Source organism: Maribacter sp. HS (assembly GCF_048059195.1).
Taxonomy (GTDB): domain Bacteria; phylum Bacteroidota; class Bacteroidia; order Flavobacteriales; family Flavobacteriaceae; genus Maribacter; species Maribacter dokdonensis.
The window spans coordinates 22,816-46,995 of the sequence record NZ_JAYLVV010000003.1; the positions used below are offsets into that span (position 1 = coordinate 22,816).

The following is a 24,180-nucleotide window of genomic DNA, read 5'->3' on the forward strand; positions in this document are numbered from 1 at the left end:
TTAAGATGTCTTAATCTACAAAAAAAAAGAGTAGCATAATTTTGCTTTTATAAAAAAAAACAAAATCATGGAACGAATTTCATTTAGTCAAATTCCAGCCGGAATCATTGAAAAATTAATGTCACTTGAGAAATTAATCAAAGAATCATCCTTAGACTACAAATTATTGGAAATTTTGCGTTTGCGTATTGCTCAGATTAATAAATGTGCTTACTGTATAGATATGCACTATAAAGAACTGAGAGAAGCAGGAGAAACCGAACTACGCATTTCTACAATCAGTGTTTGGAAAGAGACCCCATTCTTTACAGAGAAAGAAAAAGTTGCACTTGAATTTACTGAAGTATTAACTTTAATTAATAAAAATGAAATTTCGGATCAATTATTCGATTCATTAACTAAGTTTTTTGATATTGAGGAAATATGCTTCTTAGCTTTATCTATTTCTCAATTAAACACTTGGACAAGACTTATGAGAACTTTTAAATCTACAGTAGGTAATTACGAAGTAACATCATAATTTAACCATTATATCTTTAAAAAATAGAAATACATTATTTCCATAATAACGAAAGGGTCGTTAAAATAATTAATCGACCCTTTTCTATTATAAATTAACTATCGTTTATAATAAGAAACTATACTAGCTTTTGCCAATGTTTGATTCCACAAATTAAAGCCAACGACTGCAGGATCAGAATTTTCATCAAGACCTAATTTATCAGTTTTTAAAGCATAAATAGTAATTATATATTGATGAATACCATGTCCTTCGGGAGGACACGGTCCGCCAAAACCTTTTATTCCATAATTAGTTAAGCTTTGTATAGAACCTTTAGGGGCTAAACCTAACTCAACGTTTCCAGCATTAGTAACAAACTCACGAACATCCGCAGGAATATCGAAGACAACCCAGTGCCAAAACCCACTTCCGGTTGGCGCATCAGGGTCATACATTGTTATGGCGAAACTCTTCGTTCCCGCAGGAATATTATTCCACGATAATTGAGGTGACTTATTTTCTCCAGAACAGCCAAACCCATTAAATTCTTGAACTTTCGTTGTTTGTCCACCCAGGTCTTCACTTATTAACGTAAATGTATTTTGAGAATAAGCAATTGTGGAAAATAATAGAATTAATAAATATTTATATTTCATTTTGTATAATTTTTAATTAAAAACAAAGTTCACAACATCGTAAAAACATCATCCTATATGGTTAAAATAGTATTTTAAAAAGAGTAACATAATCTATGATAAACAAATAAAATTTAATTAAACCTTTTTTGAAACTTCTTTGGTGTTACTCCATTTCGATGCTTAAAAACCTGAATAAAATGAGATGGGTTTTCAAAGCCAACTTCCATCGCGACTTCACTAACATTTTTATCTGATGTTTGAAGTAAAAATTCGGCTTTTTCTACACGTTTTTCCTTTAACCATTTTGCTGGTGAAGAATAAAAAACTTTTTCAAAGTTACGTTTGAAAGACGACAGACTCATTCCATTTAAATAAGCAAAATCCTCCACCTTTAAGTTTCGGGTAAAATTACCTTCCATAAATTCATTTAGCCTATAAGTGGTTTTTTTATTTAAATTGATCAGAAAATCTTTAAAAACATTATCCTTATCGTTCAGTACAAGGTTTAATAAAAGTTCTTCAAACTTAACCTTAAAAAGAAGTTCCGTTAGAGAATTTTCACCCTCAAAATAAGGAAGAAGAGACTGTATATAAACCTCTAAATTAGGACTGGAATTAAATTTATAATAACTTGGAACATCTTTTGATTGATTGACAAACGGAAAATATTTTCCGTTTCTTTTAAAAAAATCTAATAATAAATCATCGTCAAGAAAAAATAAAATGCTCTTATAGCTGTTATTTTGCATTACTTTTTCAGTCGTTAAAAACAATCCTTTTCTTAAAAAAATTGCTTCATTCTTATATAACACAGCGTCATCATCCAAAGAATGAAAATATTTTTCTCCCTCTATTCCAAAAGCAATAAGATGCTGTGTTAGGTTAATTTTTGTTTTATTAGAATCATTCTTTCTATTCAATAAGACTACTGTATTTTCGTTAATACCGTATACTACATCATTTTCTAAAGCAGAGCTGTAAAAATCATTTGGAATAGTTATTGTCATTTCTAAAGTTTAATTTTTAATTTACAAAAAATAGCCATTGAAAACACCATAATCAGTCTAATGAAAACTCCCTACATCTTTTAGATCAGTTAACAGTCAACCCCCCATCTACATTAGTTATTGACCCAGTGATCCAATTTGCCAGATCTGAAGCTAGAAAGACTGCTATACCACCCAAATCATCTGGCTCACCTATTCTTTCTAATGGATATATTTTTTTTATATTATTTAAAAAAATTTCACGTTGTTCCCTATCCATTTTATCAACTGCTTTATTAAAAAGTGAAGTTTTTACACTCCCAGGGGCTATAGCATTTACACGAATACCCTTAGAACCTAGTTCTGAAGCTAAAGATTTTGTAAATGAATCAATTGCTCCTTTTGTAATTGAATAGACGGTACTGTATCTACCATATATTATTTTGTTAGAAAAATAAGAGGACATATTTATTACATTTCCCCTTGCTCTCACTAATGACGGTAACAATTGTTGTGTTAAAATATAAGGAGATTGAACGTTTAGCCTGAGAGTGTTTTCTAGTTCTATCGGCTCAATATCTTCTATTTTCTTAAACAAACCCATTGCCGCATTATTCACCAAAATATCCACTTTGTAAAACATTACATTTATTTCTTGAACAAGATTTGAAATTTCTTGAAGATCGAATAAATCAAAAGAAAGGGTATGTACCTTATTTTTGTAGACCGATAATTTATCAGATGCAAAATCAAGCTTTTTTTGGCTACGAGAAATAACAAGCACTTCTGCTCCATTTTTAAGAAATGCTTCTACTATAGCAAATCCAATTCCTTCACTCCCTCCCGTTACTACGGCTTTCTTCCCTTCTAAAAGCTTCATGGTTTCTTAGTATTAATTATATACACAAAATTTGTTTTTTAGTTAATTTTAAACTGAGCAAATCGGCTTAAAACAAAAGCAATGTTCTGAAACTACTTATCTACATTTTGTTTAAAAAACTATAGTTTTAGATCTTCTATAGTATATCCATTATTAAACTTAATATCCTTAGAAATAAATTCCCCTAGTGTGAAATACTCCCCATTTTTATTTGGAGCGTATACCTTTCTGTTAGTAGCAATCAAAATATCTTCAATTTTTTCATAATTAAGTTCCATAATCAAAACAGGTTCATCTATCCCCCAAGCAGGTAATGAAAATAGAAATCTGTCAATTAAATGTGTCTCAGTATTAAAGAATAATATAAACTCATCATTGACTTTTTTTCCTATTATTTTGGCATCATAAGTAAGGCTTACTTTATCATAATTAACACCATTTACAATTTCTTGGCCTAAATATTTATAAATCGTACCTGGGTCTTCAAGTTTATACATCATCGTAAACCAAAAATAATTTACAGATCTAAAAAAGTCCGCACTATTAATAGCTTCTGAGCTATACACTATTTCTTCATTTAAAGAGACAGTAGATTTGCCATTTCTCTTGCTTTGTTTTACAAGGCCTTTTGAATCTGGCAATATATTAACTTCATGGCGTTTGTATTCACCCCATGAAATCTCCCCGTTAAAAATATATCGCTCAGTAGAAATATCCTTTCCTTTTGCTAAATCATGGTAGATATACGTGAATTGTACATCTTTTTTGGATGACAATTTTTGCCAACCACCATTTATATCCTTCAAAGCATTTATAAGCTGTTTAGATTTATGATCTGTTTCTTGTCCAATTGCTATAAAGGCAAACAAACCGGATAATGTGAAGAATGAGAATAACAAATATAAAATTGATTTATTCATAATACTATATTTTAAAAAGTAACAGTTATTTTAATTTCCTATAAAAACATCTAATTTCATAAATGCCTTGTCTCTATAAGGAAGTAATGCCTTATATGCTTCTGACTCAAAAACATCTTTAATGGCTTGACGAGTTGGAAATTCCAGAATCGATACTACATGTATTTTTTCTGCACCTATTAAAGTTTCCTCTACTTTGTGTTTTGCTATTGACTCAGCACCAGCATTTTTAAATAACGGAACCGAATGTTCGGAATAATATTCAAATGCCTCTTTTTCTTTTACATTTAACAATGCGTTTACAATCATTATTTTTTTATCAGACATAATTTTGTTTTAAAGTTTATTTGTATTAGTTAAAATGATATTTTTTGTATTGGGAATTCCTCTATGGGCGGAGTTATACCTCCAAATAATGAACTTAAAGAAGAATAAACTACATATAAGTTACTTTCTATGATATCCAGTGTGGTAGGAAAAGTTCCTTGAGGGGTTAAAAATGTATTACTGATAGTTGCAGTTTCCCAATTGTCTTTAGTGGTAATCTCGTATATTGCTTCCTCAAAATCTGCTCCTGTAATATTATTACTTGCTAATATTAGGGTATTATTATCTGTTAATAGAAGACCATCTACTGTGTTCACAGACCCACTTAAACTTATTTCCGTAATATCATTCGAAGCATCCAATGAGACCTTAAACAATTTTCCTTCGTCATACTTTCCTACAATAAGATAATTGTCCGGATGATAAATAATACCATTCAATCCAAAAAGACCTTCAGGTGCAGAGAATAATGTATCATTAACTAAAACAGTTGCATTTCCTAACAAATCTACTTTGTAAATGATAGATGAAAAACTATCAGTAATATATATATTCCCTTCTGTATCAACAGTTAAATCATTTGCTAAATGCCTTCCTTGAGGTGCAACTTCTGTTAAATCAACAGTACCAATTTTATTCCCATTGGACAAATTATACATGACTATTTCAGCTAGTTGTCCAATTGTTGCAGGATCAGATTTAACACTTACACCAGGGTTGGTATTACATACTATTAATCTATTATTGGTTTTGTCAATTATAGTACCCAAAACCGATACTAAGGTTTCATCATCAGCAAAAATTTCTTGATTACCGTTTAAATCAATCTTTATTATTTTACCTTTTCTTATAGACCCTACATAAAACACTTTCTCAGATTCATTATATACTATACCTTCTGGATAATAATCTGATTCGTCTATTACAATTGAATCAGGTAGTTCCGTGTCTTCATGTGATGAATTATCATCTTCACTACAAGAATTTAGAAATACAATTAACCCAGTAATGAGGCCTACACTTAGTTTCTTTATTAGTTTCATTATATTAGATAGTTTGTTAAAATTTAACTTTAGTTATTATAAATTTCCATTCATTATTTTTCCAATCTCAAACAGTAGTTTAAGGTTTGTCATTTATCCCTAAATAATTATCATTCATTATTCTATTGTTTTATTTTACAAAAGTATTTTGAAAGACTATCTAGCAGGTATTATATTCAGTTCAAAAAACATACTTTAAAGTTCACTCATCTTATTTATATACTTTCTAAAGGAAATTCTTATGAATAACATTTTAAATTGAAGTTCTTTTAAAACATTATTTTCAATAGATTTGCGACTATACTATTTAATAATCAGAAAACTAGAACTGCATACGTTTTTGCATACGATTTTATAATTTAATAGCGGCTGAGCCCAATAAAACTGTTGGAAATTTTCCATACGAGGAGCTCATAACCCGAAGGTCGCTGGTTCGAGTCCAGTCCCCGCTACTAAAACAAAAACCTCTGAGATTTCAGAGGTTTTTTTATGCAGTGAATTCTCCTAAAGCGTTTTTGTCCAATTTCAAATTATCACCCTTAAACTTTATATTATTTTCATTAAGTTTTATTGAAAGTTGGTTTAACTTACCTTTAGTGACTCCTTATTAAACATTGTCACTCTAAAAGATGAAAACTAGATTTCTTCTTATCATCACTTTGTGCATTATTCCTTTGTGGAGTAATGGGCAAAACCTTTCCCCTCCAATTCAGAATTACAGTAGCTATGAATACAATGCCGCTAGTAAAAATTGGGGACTAACTATTGATGAGAACGGTGAATTATATGTCGCAAACAACATAGGCTTGCTTCACTTTAATGGCGAAAGTTGGACACTCAACAAACTGCCCAATAAAACGATAATACGCTCAACTGCATATGTAAATGGAAAAATTTATACCGGCTCTTATGAAGAATTCGGTTTTTGGAAAATGAATCCATACGGTTCATTAGAATACACCTCTTTAACCCATTTAATAAAAGAACACGAATTTACTAACGAGGAGTTCTGGCAAATTATACCTCTTAACAATGCCATCATTTTCCGGTCCTTTTCAACCGTATATATTTACCGAAACAATGAAATAACAGTTTTAGATGCTCCTTTTGTTGTTACAAATATTGCCAAGTATAAAAACGAGATTATTGTTGCCGGTGAACAACGTAGATTATATCGTATTAAAGACAATACACTTGCTCCCTTGGAATCTCAGGAAATATTGGAAGGAAAAACTATTGTAGACATGGTTTCCTTTGGAGACGATCTACTTATCGGCACCAAACTTAATGGTTGTTATATGCTAACTAACGGTCTAATAGCTCCATTGGACGAATCAATAAACAACGAGCTGAAAGACCACCAACTAAACAAAGTATTGTCTCTCGACAAAAATACAATTGCATTTGGCACTATTAAGAACGGCATCTACACGTATGATGTTAAGCACAATACCTTTCAAAACCTCAACAAAGCACTGGGACTGCAGAACAATACCGTTTTGGCCATGCTGCATTATAAAGAACAATTATGGCTGGGTCTAGATAATGGTATAGATAAAATTCAATTGAAAAACCCTATTACTTATTATACCGACCATTCAGGTGTTTTAGGTACCGTTTATGATCTTGTAGATCATGAGGGCGAGCTATATTTGGGCAGTAATACCGGTATTTATCATTTTAAGGATGACCAGTTGCAATTTGTACCAGGATCACAGGGGCATGTTTGGGATTTGGAAATTATAGACGGAGATTTATTCTGTGGTCATAATACAGGTACTTTTATTTTAAAAAATGACAAGCTCAACAAAGTGTCCGACATTTCCGGGGGATATCAAATAGCCAAAATCCCTGAAACACAATCTTCTTATATTCAGGGTACATATACCGGTTTAGCAAATTTTAAAAAGAGGGAAAACGGAAATTGGATCACCAGCCGTATCACCGGCATTGACTTTCCCGTAAAGCAATTATGTTTTGAAAACGCTACAACTTTATGGGCGGCGCATCCATATAAAGGGCTTTTTAAAATAACCATGAACGGTACGCACACAAAAGTGCTGGCAACAACAGAAATTAAAACTGGTGCCATACCCAACACTTACAACATCAAATTGTACAATATTAAAAACCAAATTATACTATCTAGTGAAGGTAATTGGTTCAAATATGATCCAATAGCTGATATTATATCTGAATTTGAAGAGTTTAAAGATTATGTAAATATGGATCTTGTCAACTATAATTCAAAAAGTTATTGGTTTTTTGATAATGATAATCAGAAAAAAATTATTCATACAGACCTTGGTGATAATCAATTTACTTTAGATGATGCCCTTCTTAGAAAAAGACTTGCTATAGAAACGGAAACCATAGTAAACTATAATGATTCCATATACTACTTTACCCTTACCGACGGTTTTGGAAAACTTAACTTGAATAAATTTGAAAATGAATTAAAAAATGTAGCATTACCAATACCCAGATTAAGTTCTTTTCAAGATGAAAAAGAAACGTATCTATTAAATAATTCAAGTTTTAAAATACCCTTTAACAAATCCAAATCTTTACTTATTAATGTTTCCGCTGGCAGTATTAAACAGTATACCTATTTCTATGAACTTACGGGCACAATTGATCAGTCTAACTATTTGGAAAATGGTACCATTCAACTTCAAAACCTACCCTTTGGAGATTACACGCTAAAAGTTCATACCGTTAGTATTGGTAATGAACTATCTGCCCCAAAGATTATTGAATTTAAAATTTTGAGACCTTGGTATTTTTCCAATTGGAGTTTATTGGGCTACCTACTATTGATTATTGCGGCCATTCTTTTAGTCCGCTGGTACAACAGGCAAAAATTGGCTAAAAAGCATAACCAACTAAAGATTCAAATGCAACGGGAACAAGATGAACGTTTGGCACAAATAGAGAAAGAAAAATTAGAAAAAGAAATTAAAAGGAAACAGACAGAATTGGCAAGAACCACCATGAGTGTTGCCAAAAAAAACGAATTGATCATAGAACTAAAAGATATGATCGCATTAAATCAAGAAGCCTTTAGCAACAAACAGCGCTTTAAGTCGCTATCTAAAAAACTTGATAGCTCTTTGGATGAAGACCAAGACTGGAAACATTTTGAAGTAAGTTTTAAAGAACTGCATGAAGATTTTTTTGAAAATCTTTTAAAGAAATATCCAAAATTAACACCCAAGGATTTAAGATTATGTGCTTATCTCAAAATGAATCATACCACAAAAGAGATTGCTCCGTTAATGGGTATTTCTGTTCGTGGTGTTGAGATCCACAGATATCGTCTTCGCAAAAAATTGAATATAGACAGCTCGCAAAACCTATCTAATTACCTCATTAAATTTAAATAAAACATCAATTAATGGTTTTTACAACCACCACTCGTATTAAGAATGCGTTAATTAGCTACATCATTACTACATCAAAACGTTAATTTTTACTTTTCCATTAACACATTTACTACTGCAAAACCCCATAATCAAGGCTTTTCACGCACTACACACTATTGATGTACTTTTTATGTAGTTCAATAAAATTTAACTGCTCCTTGTTTTGATAACTTGCTATCAAAATTAACAACTTGATAATTTTACAACTCAATTTTTAAACAATTATGAAAATAGGAATCAAATTTTTAACATTCTGCATTTTAATGACCCACTTGGCGGTTTTTGCGCAAAATGGAATTTCGGTTTCGGGAACTGTTATTGACGAAGGTGGTCAACCATTACCTGGTGCAAGTATTATAATTAAAGGTACTACTACAGGAACCCAAACTGATTTTGACGGTCTATATGTTTTAAACGATGTACCTAGTGATGGTACTCTTGTAATCAGTTACATTGGCTACTCTTCCCAAGAAATTTTGGTGAACGGTCAATCAACTATTGACATAAGCTTATCTGAAGATTCTCAAACTTTAGATGAAGTGGTTGTTGTGGGTTACGGTACTCAGAAAAAGGCAGATCTTACTGGATCTATTACGACCATTAAAACAGAAGATATCACTAGAACGCCAACGAGTGCGGCCATGCAATCCTTACAGGGTAAAGTAGCAGGTCTTCAGGTAGTAAGTAGCGGAGCTCCCGGTACAGGACCAACAATTAGGGTTCGTGGTATTGGATCATATGTGGGTGGCGCATCAGACCCACTATATGTAGTTGATGGCACATTTTTCGATGACATCGATTTTCTTAATACAGAGGATATTGAAACTATCTCTGTTCTTAAGGATGCCTCTGCCTCCGCAATATACGGGGTACGTGCCGCTAATGGTGTAGTATTGATCGAAACCAAATCGGGTAAAATCAACCAAAAACCAGAAATTACATATAATGGTTACCAAGGTGTACAAATAGCGCAAAATGTGGTTACACTTTCAAACAGTGAACAGTTTGCCACCTTGGCAAGAGAATCTGGTTCTGCTGCCGAGGCACAGTCTATTGAAAATGCCATACAACGATATGGAAGAAGTAGAATCAACCCTAATGTACCAGATGTCAACACAGATTGGTACGATTTAATTTTACGTCATGCCCTACAACAGAACCATAGCATTGGTGTTGCCGGTGGTACGGAATCCGTAACATATTCATTAGGCTTAAACTACTTTGAACAAGAAGGTATTTTGAACATGAAGAATGAATACCAAAGGTTCAATATTAGGTCTAAGGTAAATGTGGATATTACCGATCGCTTAGATATTGGTATCTCTACCCTTTTTAGCAATGCTACAAGTTATAGACCGGAAAACACGGCTTTTGCTTTGGCATATTATGCAACGCCTACAATGCCTGTACTAGATCCTTCTAAAACAGATGCATACCCTAAACCTTATGCGAATGCACAAGATTTAGGATACAGAGGTACGCAGAATCCTTTTCCTATAATGGAAAATACCGAGAACCGAGACAAGATCAGAAATACCTTGACTACGGTTAACCTAAACTATCAATTAGTTCCGGATAAACTAACACTTAAAACTGCTTTTTACCACAACTTTGAAACTACCGAAACTAGAGAGGTAGACTTACCTTATTTTTTCGGAAATGGTAACGCATTTAGGGAAAATGCTGAATTGGTGAAAAGAAATGCCACTTTCTCCGAGCAAACTTGGGACAACACATTAACCTATGACGATAGTTATGGCAAACATAACCTAACGGCATTGGTAGGTACTTCTTACAGAGACCGTTCTTATGAGCAATTAGAGGCAAAAGGTCTTAATTTCCCTAACGGACCAGGTATTGGTGATGAGTCTTATTTTCTAGATCTTGCCAATTCTATTGATGTAGCTGGTGTTGGTGATGACGGCCTTAGACAATATTTCTTCTCTTACTTTGGGCGAATTGCATATAACTATGACAGCAAATACCTTATTTATGGAACATTTAGAGCTGACGGCACTAGTAAATACCAAGAAAAATGGGGCTATTTCCCTACCGTTGGTGTGGGTTGGGTACTATCTGAAGAATCTTTCCTAGAGAACAGCAACATAATAGACTTTTTAAAATTAAGAGCCAGTTGGGGAGAATTGGGTAATGCCAATGTAGACTCGAGTACCGGCGGAATTACATCTGAAGCCGTAGATGCTGCCTTTGGTGATGTTCGTTATCCAGGCTTAGTAACCAGCAGTGATTTTGAAGCCCTAAAGTGGGAGGTTACTGCAGAAACCAACGTAGGTTTAACCACCAGATTATTCGATAATAAATTAACGATCGATTCTGATTACTACGTAAGGGAAACTCGTGATGCGGTTATACCAGTATCTAGATTATTAGTACCAGGTGAAACCAGACAGAACGTGGGCGTTATTAGAAACTCCGGTTTTGAAATAGTTGCCAATTGGAATCAGAAAGTATCGGACAACTTTAGCTTTAGTGTTGGGGGTAATTTCTCAACTCTTGATAATGAGGTATTAGACTTAGCGGGACAAGAAAATCTAACTTCTGGTGGCGACACTGCCCAACGTACCGTTGTTGGCGGCACCATTAATCCGTTCTTCGGATTAAAAGTAGACGGTGTTTACCAGACCGATGAAGAAATTTTATCGGATCCTGCCGCACAAGCTGCAATTGCAAATGGTTTAACCGTAGCGCCAGGAGATTTAAAATTCGTTGATCAAAACGGAGATATGGTAATTGATGCCCAAGATAGAGTTGATCTTGGCTCATATCTTCCAACATATTCTTTCGGATTCAATTTTGGAATGAATTATAAAGCGTGGGATTTTAATTTAAATGTAATTGGTCAAGGCGGTAATGTCATTGCCAACCAAAAACGTTTTGCCATTCGCCAGACACCAGATGCCAATATAGATAGAGATTTCGCCGTAAATAGATGGAACGGTGCTGGTAGCACCAATAGCTATCCATCGGCAAGAGGAATCAGAAACCCTTGGAGCAACCAGTTCTTAAGCAGTTTTTTTGTTGAAAAGGGAGATTTTGTGAGACTACAGAACGTAACATTAGGGTATACGCTACCAAAACTTAATAGCAAATTCAATCCTGATATTAGATTCTATATCACTGCAGAGCGTCCATTGACATTCTTCAACTATAACGGATTTACTCCTGAAGTTTCTGATGGTAGGGATACACAGACCTACCCTATACCTGGTGTATACACCTTTGGCGTAAATATTAAAATTTAAACATACAGCTATGAAATATATAAAAGTTAACAAACTAACAGTGCTTTTAGCCTTTCTAGGTACTGTACTAATAGGTTGTTCAGACGATCTAGATCAACCGGAACTGAATAATAATTTTGCGGGAGGAACCGATTTCTCCCAAACCGATGATATGATTTTTTCATTGATCGGAGTCTACCAATCTGTTGCAGATAGAGGTTGGGAACAGCCACTAGTAGTTGCTACAAGAGGTGATGATGTTAATGCTGCGGGTGACCAACAAGGTCTAAAAAATCAAGACCGTTATGTGTACGACAACTCCTTCTTTGGATCAAGAACATTATGGGAAACGTATTATGGCGATATCATAGGTGCACATACCGGTATGGAGCAGATAGAGAGATATATGGAGTTTGCAGATGATGAGGGCATCGCTTTAGGCAATCAATATATCGCCGAGGCAAAAGTTTTACGTGCCGTACTGCTTTTTCAACTATCGCAAGTGTATGGTTCGGTATTTATACCAACCTCATCGAATCTTAACGATTTTGCAGATGTTACTTCGGTGCCAAGTAAAGATGAAGTAATGCAACACATTTCCGATCAAATGGATGAAGCAATTCCGTTCTTGCTTGACCTAAGGCCAAATGAAAGAACTGACCTACCTGGCGGCGTTACCAAGTACACCGCTTTAATGATTAAGGCAGAGGCAAATCAAGAACTAAAAAACTACCAAGCCGTAGCTGATGCAACCGGTGAAATTATTGCTTCTGGTAAGTTCAGCTTGTTCCCAGATTATTACGAACTGTTTAAAACTCCCGGTAAACTAAGCGACGAAAATTTATTTGAATTTCAATACTCGGATTTCGGCAATGGTGAGGGTGATAGGGTAAGCCACTTGTACGCTCCATATGGTCCAAACTCATGGAATCCGGAGGTTGATGGTTCTAGTAATGGCTGGGGATTCTTTGAACCTAGCCTAAAATATATAGAATTCATGTTGGACAGGGGCGAGACCGATCGTCTGGAAACTTCGGTTTTCTTTAGTCAAAAGGGTATTGACAGTTTAATCGCTACTACGCCTTATACCGCGGAAACCCTACCTTCATTTGTATCTCCCATTACCAGGGATGGTGATGAAAATACTTCAACGGTTCGTTCCATATTTTCAAGTGGAAAACACTATTTACCTACCAATCAATTAATACCTGGTCGTACGGCTTATGGCAGTAACAAGAACAACATTGTTTTTCGTTACTCAGAAACATTGCTAATGTATGCCGAAGCTCTAGTTCAAGGTGCCAATAATTCTGTAATGACTGCAGATGAGGCGGTAAACCAAGTAAGAGCAAGAGCAAATATGGCTCCATTAAGCGGTGTTACCCTTGATCAGATCGTGGATGAAAAATATGCAGAACTTTCAATGGAATGGGGAAAGCGTTTTTTCGATATGGTACGCTTGGGCAGGTATGATGAACTAAGTTTTGATGGCAGAACATTTACGGAAGACAAGGCTTTTGTAACCTATCATCAAGATCAGATAGACGAGTTTCCAATATTAGGTGAAATAGCAAACTAAAAACCAACTACAATGAAATATTTTAAACACATTATTACCTTTTGGTTGGCTGCCTTTATTTTGGTAGCCTGCGAAGATGGTATAGATTCTCTTACTGAAGTTGACCCAGGGGCAGATGAAACGGCTCCTAGTATTACCATTACATCTCCAACAGAAGGTTTGGCTGTAAAAGTTAATGAAGAATTAGCAACTATTACCATAAAATTTGAAGCTCAAGATGATATAGAATTGGCTTCTGTCAACGTTGCTTTAGATGGAACAACTATTAAAAGCTATGCTGATTTTCTGGATTACAGAAGATTGGTAGTTGATGATTTGGTTTATGACCAATTAGCTGATGGTGATCATGTTCTTACCGTAACGGCAACAGACCTAGATGGTAAAACTACTAACGGCACGGTCAATTTTACAAAAGAGCCAGCCTATGTTATTAAATATCCTGGTGAAATTTTATATATGCCTTTTGATGGCGCGTATGTTGACCTGATCAGTTTTGAAGAAGCCGAAGAATTTGGCTCCCCGTCCATTAGTGAAGATAACATTGCTGGAGACGGCGCTTACCAAGGTGCAACCGATACGTATTTGACCTTAGACCCTGATCGATTCAAGAATGCAGAATTCAGTGCTATCTTTTGGATGAAAATCAACAGTTCTCCCGATCGTGCAGGTGTATTGACTATGAGTGCGCCTTTAGTGAATGGCGCAGACAATGACCTTTCTAAAGGATTTAGATTTTTCCGCGAAAATGCTAATGGCAATCAACGTTTTAAATTAAATGTAGGTTCTGGTGATGCAGGTACTTGGTTTGATGGCGGCGAGGCTGCAGACGTAGATCCTTCTTCAGGAGAATGGGTAAACTTCGCATTTACCATTTCCGATGCTGAAGCCGTGGTATATATTGACGGTCAAATTGCCAGTGAAGGTGCTTTTAGCGGAATTGATTGGACAGATGTTAACGTGCTTTCCATCATGTCTGGCTCCCCTAACTTTACAGCATGGGGTCACTTGTCAGATGAAAGCTTAATGGATGAACTTCGTATTTTCAACAGAGCAATTTCTCAAGATGAAGTTCAACAAATAATGGCTGACGATTCAGGTGAATTCGTTTCTTCCTACCCTCCTACTTTTGATGGTGAAATGTTCTATATGCCTTTTGATGGCACTTACAATGAACGTTTTAGAAACATTGACGCTACCGTTGTAGGTACACCTGGTTATGCAGGTGAAAGCGTAGAAGGTGATAATGCCTATGCCGGTGCAGCAGATTCTTATTTAACGTTTCCAACGAATGAATCCGGAGCACTTACTACAGAAGAATTCAGTGCCACGTTATGGTACAAATTGAATGCAGACCCAACAAGAGGTTCCATCTTAGTTATGGGTCCAGAAGATGTGGACAACGCAGGTTACCCAAATGTACAGAACAAACGCACAAACGGATTCCGATTCTTTAGGGAAGGTGATGCAACAAGACAAGTATTTAAGTTGAATGTGGGTAATGGTGACGGTGAATCTTGGTTTGATGGTGGCGATGCGGCTGCACTGGATCCTACTACTACAGGCTGGGTGCACTTGGCTTTTACCATTTCCGGTACTGAATGTGTGGTTTACTTTAATGGAGAAGTAGTTTCCCAAGGTGATTTTACAGGCGTAGATTGGACAGGTTGTGACCTATTATCCATAGGTTCAGGCGCTCCAAGGTTTACAGAATGGGGACATGGTTTTGACCTTAGTTTTATTGATGAGCTAAGATTATACAACAAAGCACTGACCCAACAAGAAATTCAAGATATAAGACAAGCAGGTCTTTAAGCACGATAATAGTTTAGTTTAAATTAGTTAATGTAGTAGATTTTATGAGGTTATTTTTAATTTCAATGACCATTGCGACTTTGTTAGTGGGTTGCAATGGTCAATCCTCTAAGTCCAAACTTAGAGATCAAGACAAGCAAAAAGAAGATATCAAATTAACGGATGAACAATTATTGGATTCCGTACAAAAGCAGACATTCAATTATTTTTGGGAAGGTGCAGAACCTACATCAGGGCTGGCAAGAGAAAGAATTCACTTAGATGATATTTATCCAACCCACCACAAGGATATTATTACCATAGGTGGTTCAGGATTTGGTGTAATGGCAATTTTAGTTGGTATTGAAAGAGAATTCATAACACGTGAAATGGGTCTTGAAAGACTGGAAAAAGCTGTAGATTTTCTTGACAATGCCGATCGTTTTCATGGCGCATGGCCACACTGGCTTACTCCAGATGGTAAAATGACTCCGTTCAGCAAAAAAGATAATGGTGGAGACCTGGTAGAAACCGCATTTCTTATTGAAGGCTTATTGACCGTTAAAGAATATTTTAAAGACGGTAATGAACGTGAACAAGCACTTGCCCAACACATACAACAACTATGGGAAGAGGTGGAATGGGATTGGTATACCAAAGGTGAAAACGTACTATACTGGCACTGGTCCCCGGAGTATGAATGGGATATGAACTTCCCAGTAGGTGGGTATAACGAAGCTTTGATCATGTACATTTTGGCAGCGGCATCTCCTACCCATCCTATTAAAAAAGAAGTTTATGACAAAGGCTGGGCTAGAAATGGCGCTATAACAAAAGATACCACTTTTTACGGTCTACCCACCGTTTTAGACCATTATGAAAGTGATGCATCTCCGGTAGGCCCTATGTTCTGGGCTCACTATTCTTTTACCGGTTTAAACCCAAAAGGTTTAAAAGACCAATATGCAGATTACTGGGAATTGAACCATAATCATACCATGATACAGTACAAATATGCCGTTGACAACCCTAAGAATTACAAAGGGTACGGAGAAGACCTTTGGGGGCTTACGTCTAGCTATTCTATTAAAGGATATGACGGACATAGACCAGATAGGGATATCAGCGTTATTTCCCCAACTGCGGCACTATCTTCCATGCCATATGCCCCTAAGGAAAGTATGGCATTTTTAAGAAACCTGTACACCAACCATGATACGCTTGTGGGTAAATACGGTCCATATGATGCCTTTAGTTTGGAAAAAAACTGGGTTTTGCCTAGATATTTAGCTATTGACCAAGGTCCTATTCCAGTGATGATAGAAAATCATAGAAGCGGATTATTTTGGATGCTTTTTATGACCAACAAAGATGTAATTAACGGGTTGGATAAATTAGGATTTTCAGTAGCATCTACAAAATGAAGGGCAAAAACCGACATAGGAACCAAAAGAAAGCACTCCAAAAGGCGTTCGCTATATTCTTGGGAATCTTAACGATGACGGTAATGGCGTGTTCCTCATCGGAACCCGATGCCCCAACTGGGCAATCTGAGCTACCGGAAACACCAACAGAGCCAGAACCAGACCCTGAAGTACCCGAAATTACGGATGAGGAACTTTTAGACCTTACCCAACGTGAAACCTTCAAATACTTTTGGGATTATGCCGAAATAAACTCTGGTGCGGCGCGTGAACGTTTTCACCCCAATGAACCATCTAACGACCCAAATACGGTTAGTATTGGCGGTACAGGTTTTGGTTTAATGGCATTGATCATCGGAGCAGAAAGAGGTTTTATTAGTAGAAACGAATCTGTACAACGTATTGATCAAATCTTAAGTTTTCTGGAAACTGCTGATCGTTTTCACGGTGCGTGGCCACACTGGTTAGATGGCACCAATGGTACCGTTAGACCTTTTGGCGAAATGGATAATGGTGGCGATCTTGTAGAAACCGCATTTTTGGCGCAAGGCTTGATCTGCATTAAAGAATATTTTAAAGATGGAGACGATACCGAAAAGTCTTTAGCGAATAAAGCTGACACCCTTTGGAAAGGGGTTGAATGGAACTGGTACACGCAAGATAAAAATAGCCTTTACTGGCACTGGAGTCCCAATTTTGGTTTTGATATCAACTTAGAACTTAAAGGGTATAATGAAGTAATGATTGCTTATATAATGGCTGCCGCTTCCCCAGAATATTCCATTGAAAAAGATGTGTATACCAACGGTTGGGCATCTAACGGAGCTATTAATGATGCTACCAGTGCATATAATATTCCATTACTGGTGGATCACGCAGGAAACTCCCCTAACGGCGGACCATTATTTTTTTCGCATTATTCTTATTTAGGGCTGCGACCACAAAACTTGAACGACGAATTTGTTGATTATGGTGCTGCGGCCATCAACCATGCTAAAATCAATTATCTGTACTGCGTAGAAAATCCTAAAAATTTCATCGATTATGGCGAAAATTGCTGGGGATTAACGGCTAGCTACTCCAGAAACACAGATGGCACTTTAGGGTATAACGCACATAGCCCAAGTAATGACACAGGCATAATATCTCCAACAGCGGCTATAAGCTCCATTCCATACACACCAGAAGAATCTCTAAAAGCGCTACGCTATTTTTATCAGCATAAAGATAAATTATTGGGACCTGCAGGATTTTATGATGCTTTTAGTCCGCAAAACAATTTTTGGGTTGCGGAAGCCTATTTGGCAATTGACCAAGGACCTGAAATCATAATGATAGAAAACTACAGAACGGGCTTACTTTGGAATCTTTTTATGCAGAATGAAGACATTCAAAACGGCCTTAACAAACTAGGTTTTACGTATGAAAAATAAACACTTGCTTCTTCTCGCCATAATTCTTGTGTGCCGCTATACAGCTTTTGCACAAGATACCAGCTTATTTGAAAAGAAAGAATTGATCGTAAAAGGTGATACGTTGCCATATCGAATGCTATATCCTGAAAATTTTGATACGGAAAAAACTTATCCGTTGATCTTATTTTTACATGGTGCGGGTGAAAGAGGCAATGACAACCAAAAACAATTAACACATGGTAGTGCTTTATTTCTTGATCAAAACAATAGAACCAAATTTCCCGCAATTGTTATTATGCCACAATGCCCTACAGATGATTATTGGGCTCAGGTAAACGTAGATCGTAGCAACTACCCTGTTCAATTGGACTTTCAATTTAAAAAAGGACCAACCAAGGCAATGGACCTTGTACTGCAATTATTGGAAAATTATGAAAAAGAAGATTTTGTAGATAAAAACAAAACTTATGTCATGGGGCTTTCTATGGGCGGTATGGGCACCTATGAACTTTTAGCAAGACAACCGGACCGTTTTGCTGCCGCAATTGCAATATGTGGAGCGGGCGACGCAGCTTACGCAACAAATTATGCGAAGAAAATTCCTGTATGGGCATTTCATGGTGCTCATGATAACGTTGTTGCCCCTTTACAAACAATGGAAATGGTTAGTGCTTTACTACATGAGGGAGCTTTCCCCCGGCTTACCTTATATGATTTTGCCAACCATAATAGTTGGGATCCTGCTTTTACAGAACCAGATTTATTACCATGGCTTTTCTCTAACTCCTTGAACAAAGAATAAAAGGTCATTAAAACCGATATTTATGTCTCATACCTATAAATTAATACCATTACTCCTATTGTCTTTTGCCATTTCTAAAATGTCTGCGCAAGAAACCATACCTGAAGTTGAAGCCTTATTGAGCAAAATGACTTTAGATGAAAAGATAGGTCAGCTAAATCTATTGACACCTGGTGGCGGTATTGCTACAGGGTCTGTTGTAAGTGAAAATGTTGAAGCAAAAATAAAAGCTGGTCAAGTAGGTGGTTTATTTGGTGTATCAGGACCAGAGAAAGTTAGGCAAGCACAAGAAATAGCCATAAAAAATTCTAGATTAAAAATTCCGTTATTAATAGGTTCCGATATTATTCATGGTTACAAGACCACCTACCCTATTCCATTGGGCGTAGCTTCTAGTTGGAATATGGAACTAATTGAAAGTGCCGCAAAAATGGCTGCAAAAGAAGCTACCGCAGATGGTATTAACTGGAATTTTTCACCAATGGTAGATATATCCCGTGATGCCAGATGGGGAAGAATTTCTGAAGGTTCTGGCGAAGACCCCTACTTAGGATCGGCTATTGCAAAGGCAATGGTGAAAGGTTACCAAGGTAAAGATTTAAAAAGTGAATTTACCATGATGGCCACGGTTAAGCATTTGGCATTGTACGGTGCCGTTGAAGCTGGGCGTGATTATAATTCGGTTGATATGAGTAAGGTGAAAATGTACAACCAATATCTACCACCGTACCAAGCAGCTGTAGATGCCGGCGTAGGTAGCGCCATGACATCTTTTAATGATATTGACGGTATACCTGCTACTGGGAATAAATGGTTGATTACGGACTTATTAAGAAAGCAGTGGGACTTTAAAGGTTTTGTTGTTTCTGATTATACTTCTGTAAATGAAATGACCGCGCATGGATTGGGAGATCTGCAAGCTGTTTCCGCCCAAGCAATTAATGCGGGACTTGATATGGATATGGTGGGCGAAGGTTTTTTGACCACACTTAAGAAATCCGTACAAGAAGGCAAGGTAACCGAAGAAGCCATTACCATTGCCTGTAGAAGGATTTTAACCGCAAAGCATCAATTGGGACTGTTTGATGACCCATATAAATACTCGGATACTTCAAGACCTAAAAAGGATATCCTGACCGCAGAAAATAGAGCAGCTGCCAGAAAAATTGCCACACAATCCTTTGTACTTCTTAAAAACGAGAACAACGTACTTCCTTTACAAAAAGATGCTAAAATCGCATTGGTTGGTCCTTTGGCAAATGATAAAAACAATATGCTGGGTACATGGGCACCTACGGGAGACCCTCAGTTATCCATTCCTGTTTTAGAAGGTTTAAAAAATGTAGCTCCAAAAGCAAAAATAACGTACGCCAAAGGGGCAAATATCACCAATGACCCTGAGCTGGCTTCACGTGCCAATGTTTTTGGGCTACGCGTAGATATTGATAAACGATCGCCAGATGCCATGATTGCAGAAGCTTTGCAAAACACTAAAAATGCAGACGTCATCGTTGCCGTGGTCGGGGAAGCTTCAGAGTTTGCAGGGGAAGCAGCTAGTAGAACCGAAATTTCAATACCTCAGAGTCAAAAAAAATTAATCAATGCCTTGGCAGATACCGGCAAACCTGTGGTATTGGTACTCTTTAGCGGAAGACCACTGACCATAGCAGAAGAACTTAACTTACCGGTAAGTATTCTACAAGTTTGGAACCCTGGTGTTGAAGCCGGTAACGCTATTGCAGATGTGCTTTTTGGAGATTATAATCCGTCAGGAAAACTAACGGCAAGTTGGCCTAGAAACGTGGGGCAAATTCCCATATACCACAGTATGAAAAATACAGGAAGACCAGCACCTACCCATACATTTGAAAAGTTCAAATCCAATTACCTAGATAGTGAACTATCTCCCCTTTTCCCTTTTGGTTACGGGCTGAGTTATACCACATTTGAATATAGTGCAATAGCTGTTGACAAGAAAAAAATAGCACAAGATGAAGCTGTAAATATCTCGTTTACCGTAAAAAACACTGGTAATTATGATGGTGAAGAAGTAGTTCAACTCTACTTAAAAGATGAGGTCCGTAGTATAACACCTCCAAAAAGACAGCTTAAGGGATTTAAAAAAATATTCTTGAAAAAAGGGGAAAGCCAAAGAGTGACTATCTCACTTTCTGCAAATGATTTAAAGTTCTATAACAGTGAATTAAAATTTGTAGCTGAACCAGGGAGGTTTATTGTTTTTGTAGGTGGAAATTCCAATGCTGAAATGTCTACTGAATTTGAACTGGAATAAATCTTTGATACAATATTTAGAATAAAATTGAATTCGACTATGCGACTAGGCATCCTAACGCTTATAGGCTTATTGACCATTGCTTGTAACACCAAAATAAATACGAGTAAAAAAACCGCTCAAAAACCAAATATCGTATTTATCATGGCAGATGATCACGCCATTCAAGCAATAAGTGCTTATGGCCACCCCATCAGCAAATTGGCAAATACTCCTAATATTGATAGGATTGCCGAGAATGGAGCCATATTCCAAAACAGTTTTGTTACCAACTCCATTTGTGGTCCTAGTAGAGCAGTTATCCTCACCGGAAAACATAGCCATATAAACGGGTTTAGACAAAACGGAGATCACTTTAATGGTAGTCAGCCTACATTACCTAAAATGCTACAGCAATCTGGTTATAACACCGCAGTATTCGGTAAGTGGCATTTACATGGTTATCCAGAAGGATTTGATCATTGGAAAATTATTGTAGACCAAGGAAACTATTATAATCCTGATTTTATTGAACATGGCGACACAACCCGTATAGAAGGCTATGCTACCGATATTATTACCAATGATGCCTTAAAGTGGCTGCAACAGGACCGAACAGATTCTCTTCCATTTTTTTTAATGGTACAGCATAAGGCCCCGCATAGAAATTGGATGCCCGCACTGAGACATGCAAACCTTTACGATTCTATACAATTTCCATTACCCGATAGTTATTTTCCTGATTTTAATAAACAATGGGCTTCTAAAGAGCAACTACAGACCATATATAATGACATGTACGAAGGCCATGATTTAAAAATGACCAAATCTTTTGGGAGCACACAACTCCATAACAATCCATGGACCACGGACTTTGATAGAATGACCCCAAAACAGCGTGACGCTTGGAACGCCGCTTACTTAGATAAAAACAACGATTTTCATAAAGCTCACTTAACCGGTAAAGATTTGGCCATCTGGAAGGGTCAGCGTTACCTTCAAGATTATATGGCAACTATTGCCGCAGTAGATGAGGGTGTCGGCAAAATTCTTGATTATTTGGAAGAAAGCGGTCTTGACAAAAACACGCTAGTGGTCTACACTTCCGATCAAGGTTTTTGGATGGGTGAAAATGGTTGGTTCGATAAGCGTTTTATGTATGAAGAATCTTTTAAAACACCACTACTAATGCAGCTACCTGGGACCATAAGACCAGGAACCAAAATCAATGCCATGGTGCAAAATCTAGATTTCGCGCCTACTTTTTTAGAACTTACCGGGTTTTCCAATTTAAGTAAAGACATGCAAGGAGAATCTTTTTTCGGATTATTGAACGGGACACTTAACGAAGACGATTACAGAGATGTGGTTTACTATCATTATTACGATTACCCCGCATTTCACATGGTGAAGAAGCATTACGGTATACGAACAAAACGTTATAAACTAATACATTTTTATGATGATATAGATACTTGGGAGTTATACGATCTTGAAAAAGATCCAAATGAAAAAATAAATTTGATCATGAATACCGATTATGCCCAGGTCTTACATAGAATGCGCGTTAAACTGGATAGTGTACAAACACATTACAAGGTTACCGAAACTGAATTTAAAAAAGCTTCTAAAGATAAAGTGGACAAAGCCTACGAGCAATTTAAGAGACTTAGGGGCACACCAGCTACATTTAACTAGGCTCGCTGCTCTAGGCTGTTAAGTAAGTTCTTTGCCGCCAACCAAAATTTCTTGGTAGTGGGGTTTGGTATCACGTGCATTTCTTCATCTTCACCACTAGAACCCACCATAAGCTTTATATATTCAAATGCCTCATTAGGTATTTCATCCGATAGAAATGCCATACTCCAAGTATCAAACTCCCTAGAATAGATATTTCCCTCAGAGAGCAGCTTTACCTCATGATGTCGATTATCAACCTTTATCCTTTCGAACAATGTCAATACAACTTCTGCTTCCCCTTCCAAATACTGTATAAACATTCCATCATGATATATTAAACAACCCGTAATATCATGCTTAGAATTAAAATCTCTTGAGATATTGAGTATTTCATTTATTTGGGTTGCATTCAGTGTTTTGGCAATAGACCTATAAACCAAATTATACATAAAAACCGGTGTCTAATTATTAAATTCTACAACAATATCTTTAACATAGCGAGGGAACAAAAAGACATCTTTTTCTTACAATTATATTAAAAATAAATATCTTAACACTATTTAGCACCTAATCTTCTAAATTAAATCTGTAGGGTCAATTTTATTTTTTATAGCGACTATAGTATTTACATATATACCATAATTTTCAGTAACACTCTTAAAACATGAAGATTATGAAAAATATAATAGTTATAACTACAGCATTGACCTTGATATTAGCATCATGCTCAAGCACAAAACAGATGTCAACAAATCAAACAGAAACCGTTACCGAGCAGGTAAGTACTGAACAAAACGTAACAACTGCAAATACAAATTCAGAAACTTCGAACACATCGGTTATTGATCAGCAAAACACGGCCGCACAAGCTAATGGCTCAACAGGTGCCATGAACAACGTTATGGCAAAAGGTAGCACAACTACCACTAGAGATGAATATGCTGATATGTTCACAAAATTGGAAATGAGCAACGAACAAATAAGTACGTTTACCGCTGCCATGAACAGATTTAAAACTAAACAGGCCAACACACCAAGTGGCGAAATGTTAGGAAGTATTGAAAGTGAACGTACCCGACAATTAGAAGAAATTCTTTCTAGTGGCCAATATGCAAAGTATGAAGAATGGTTAGCTAATAATCAGTAAGTAGCTACGGCTTTCATTCATGTATTGCATCAATTCTATAAGCTATTCAACAAACTTTTGAGCAAAGCCCCTTGTACCTTTATACAATACTAATTATAAAATAATAT

General features: G+C 36.3%; 18 protein-coding genes. 11 read left to right on the plus strand and 7 right to left on the minus strand.

Annotated elements, in window-relative coordinates:
• Positions 1-67 precede the first annotated feature (67 nt).
• Positions 68-520 (plus strand): carboxymuconolactone decarboxylase family protein, encoded by a 453-nt coding sequence (locus VBZ51_RS05240; protein ID WP_348426210.1) that lies wholly within the window; start codon positions 68-70, stop codon positions 518-520.
• 98 nt (positions 521-618) lie between these two features.
• Here the strand turns inward: VBZ51_RS05240 and VBZ51_RS05245 are convergent, their stop codons facing one another.
• The 6 genes from VBZ51_RS05245 to VBZ51_RS05270 all read right to left on the minus strand — a co-directional run bounded on the left by VBZ51_RS05245 (position 619) and on the right by VBZ51_RS05270 (position 5,296).
• Complete coding sequence (locus VBZ51_RS05245; protein WP_289042485.1) at positions 619-1,158, minus strand: YbhB/YbcL family Raf kinase inhibitor-like protein; 540 nt, start codon at positions 1,156-1,158, stop codon at positions 619-621.
• A gap of 113 nt (positions 1,159-1,271) precedes the next feature.
• Entirely contained in the window at positions 1,272-2,147 is an 876-nt protein-coding gene (locus VBZ51_RS05250) for a helix-turn-helix domain-containing protein (RefSeq protein WP_289042487.1), read from the minus strand.
• Between the two features lie 85 nt (positions 2,148-2,232).
• A complete protein-coding gene (locus tag VBZ51_RS05255) occupies positions 2,233-3,006 on the minus strand; it encodes an SDR family NAD(P)-dependent oxidoreductase (RefSeq protein ID WP_416576288.1) in 774 nt (257 codons plus the stop codon).
• A gap of 119 nt (positions 3,007-3,125) precedes the next feature.
• Positions 3,126-3,926 (minus strand): DUF6503 family protein, encoded by an 801-nt coding sequence (locus VBZ51_RS05260; protein WP_289042491.1) that lies wholly within the window; start codon positions 3,924-3,926, stop codon positions 3,126-3,128.
• Between the two features lie 30 nt (positions 3,927-3,956).
• Positions 3,957-4,253: a DUF1330 domain-containing protein gene (locus VBZ51_RS05265; protein WP_289042493.1), complete on the minus strand. Its 297-nt coding sequence runs from the start codon at positions 4,251-4,253 to the stop codon at positions 3,957-3,959.
• Positions 4,254-4,282: 29 nt separating this feature from the next.
• A complete protein-coding gene (locus tag VBZ51_RS05270) occupies positions 4,283-5,296 on the minus strand; it encodes an SMP-30/gluconolactonase/LRE family protein (RefSeq protein WP_416576289.1) in 1,014 nt (337 codons plus the stop codon).
• A 629-nt stretch (positions 5,297-5,925) separates the two neighbouring features.
• Here VBZ51_RS05270 and VBZ51_RS05275 point away from each other — a divergent pair.
• The 9 genes from VBZ51_RS05275 to VBZ51_RS05315 all read left to right on the plus strand — a co-directional run bounded on the left by VBZ51_RS05275 (position 5,926) and on the right by VBZ51_RS05315 (position 22,944).
• Entirely contained in the window at positions 5,926-8,682 is a 2,757-nt protein-coding gene (locus tag VBZ51_RS05275; RefSeq protein ID WP_416576290.1) for a LuxR C-terminal-related transcriptional regulator, read from the plus strand.
• Between the two features lie 263 nt (positions 8,683-8,945).
• Positions 8,946-11,984: a SusC/RagA family TonB-linked outer membrane protein gene (locus VBZ51_RS05280; RefSeq protein WP_416576291.1), complete on the plus strand. Its 3,039-nt coding sequence runs from the start codon at positions 8,946-8,948 to the stop codon at positions 11,982-11,984.
• Between the two features lie 10 nt (positions 11,985-11,994).
• On the plus strand, positions 11,995-13,542 hold the full coding sequence (locus tag VBZ51_RS05285) for a RagB/SusD family nutrient uptake outer membrane protein (RefSeq protein ID WP_071340308.1): 1,548 nt from the start codon (positions 11,995-11,997) through the stop codon (positions 13,540-13,542).
• Between the two features lie 12 nt (positions 13,543-13,554).
• The gene (locus VBZ51_RS05290) at positions 13,555-15,354 is read left to right on the plus strand and encodes a LamG-like jellyroll fold domain-containing protein (protein WP_416576292.1); all 1,800 of its coding nucleotides are present in this window, start codon (positions 13,555-13,557) and stop codon (positions 15,352-15,354) included.
• Between the two features lie 44 nt (positions 15,355-15,398).
• Positions 15,399-16,757 carry a glucoamylase family protein gene (locus VBZ51_RS05295; protein WP_348361095.1) on the plus strand — a complete coding sequence of 453 codons (1,359 nt, stop codon included), beginning with the start codon at positions 15,399-15,401 and terminating at the stop codon, positions 16,755-16,757.
• Positions 16,758-16,840: 83 nt separating this feature from the next.
• On the plus strand, positions 16,841-18,190 hold the full coding sequence (locus VBZ51_RS05300) for a glucoamylase family protein (protein ID WP_416576731.1): 1,350 nt from the start codon (positions 16,841-16,843) through the stop codon (positions 18,188-18,190).
• Entirely contained in the window at positions 18,180-18,974 is a 795-nt protein-coding gene (locus VBZ51_RS05305) for a prolyl oligopeptidase family serine peptidase (protein WP_416576293.1), read from the plus strand. The genes VBZ51_RS05300 and VBZ51_RS05305 overlap by 11 nt, the downstream gene beginning before the upstream one ends.
• Positions 18,975-18,996: 22 nt before the next feature.
• The gene (gene bglX / locus VBZ51_RS05310; protein ID WP_416576294.1) at positions 18,997-21,267 is read left to right on the plus strand and encodes a beta-glucosidase BglX; all 2,271 of its coding nucleotides are present in this window, start codon (positions 18,997-18,999) and stop codon (positions 21,265-21,267) included.
• 39 nt (positions 21,268-21,306) lie between these two features.
• Entirely contained in the window at positions 21,307-22,944 is a 1,638-nt protein-coding gene (locus VBZ51_RS05315) for a sulfatase (RefSeq protein ID WP_416576295.1), read from the plus strand.
• Here VBZ51_RS05315 and VBZ51_RS05320 read toward each other — a convergent pair.
• Complete coding sequence (locus tag VBZ51_RS05320) at positions 22,941-23,375, minus strand: BLUF domain-containing protein (RefSeq protein ID WP_416576296.1); 435 nt, start codon at positions 23,373-23,375, stop codon at positions 22,941-22,943. The genes VBZ51_RS05315 and VBZ51_RS05320 overlap by 4 nt on opposite strands.
• A gap of 224 nt (positions 23,376-23,599) precedes the next feature.
• On the opposite strand from VBZ51_RS05320, the gene VBZ51_RS05325 reads away from it, so the two are divergent.
• Positions 23,600-24,073: a hypothetical protein gene (locus VBZ51_RS05325; protein ID WP_416576297.1), complete on the plus strand. Its 474-nt coding sequence runs from the start codon at positions 23,600-23,602 to the stop codon at positions 24,071-24,073.
• The last annotated feature ends 107 nt before the right edge of the window (positions 24,074-24,180 follow it).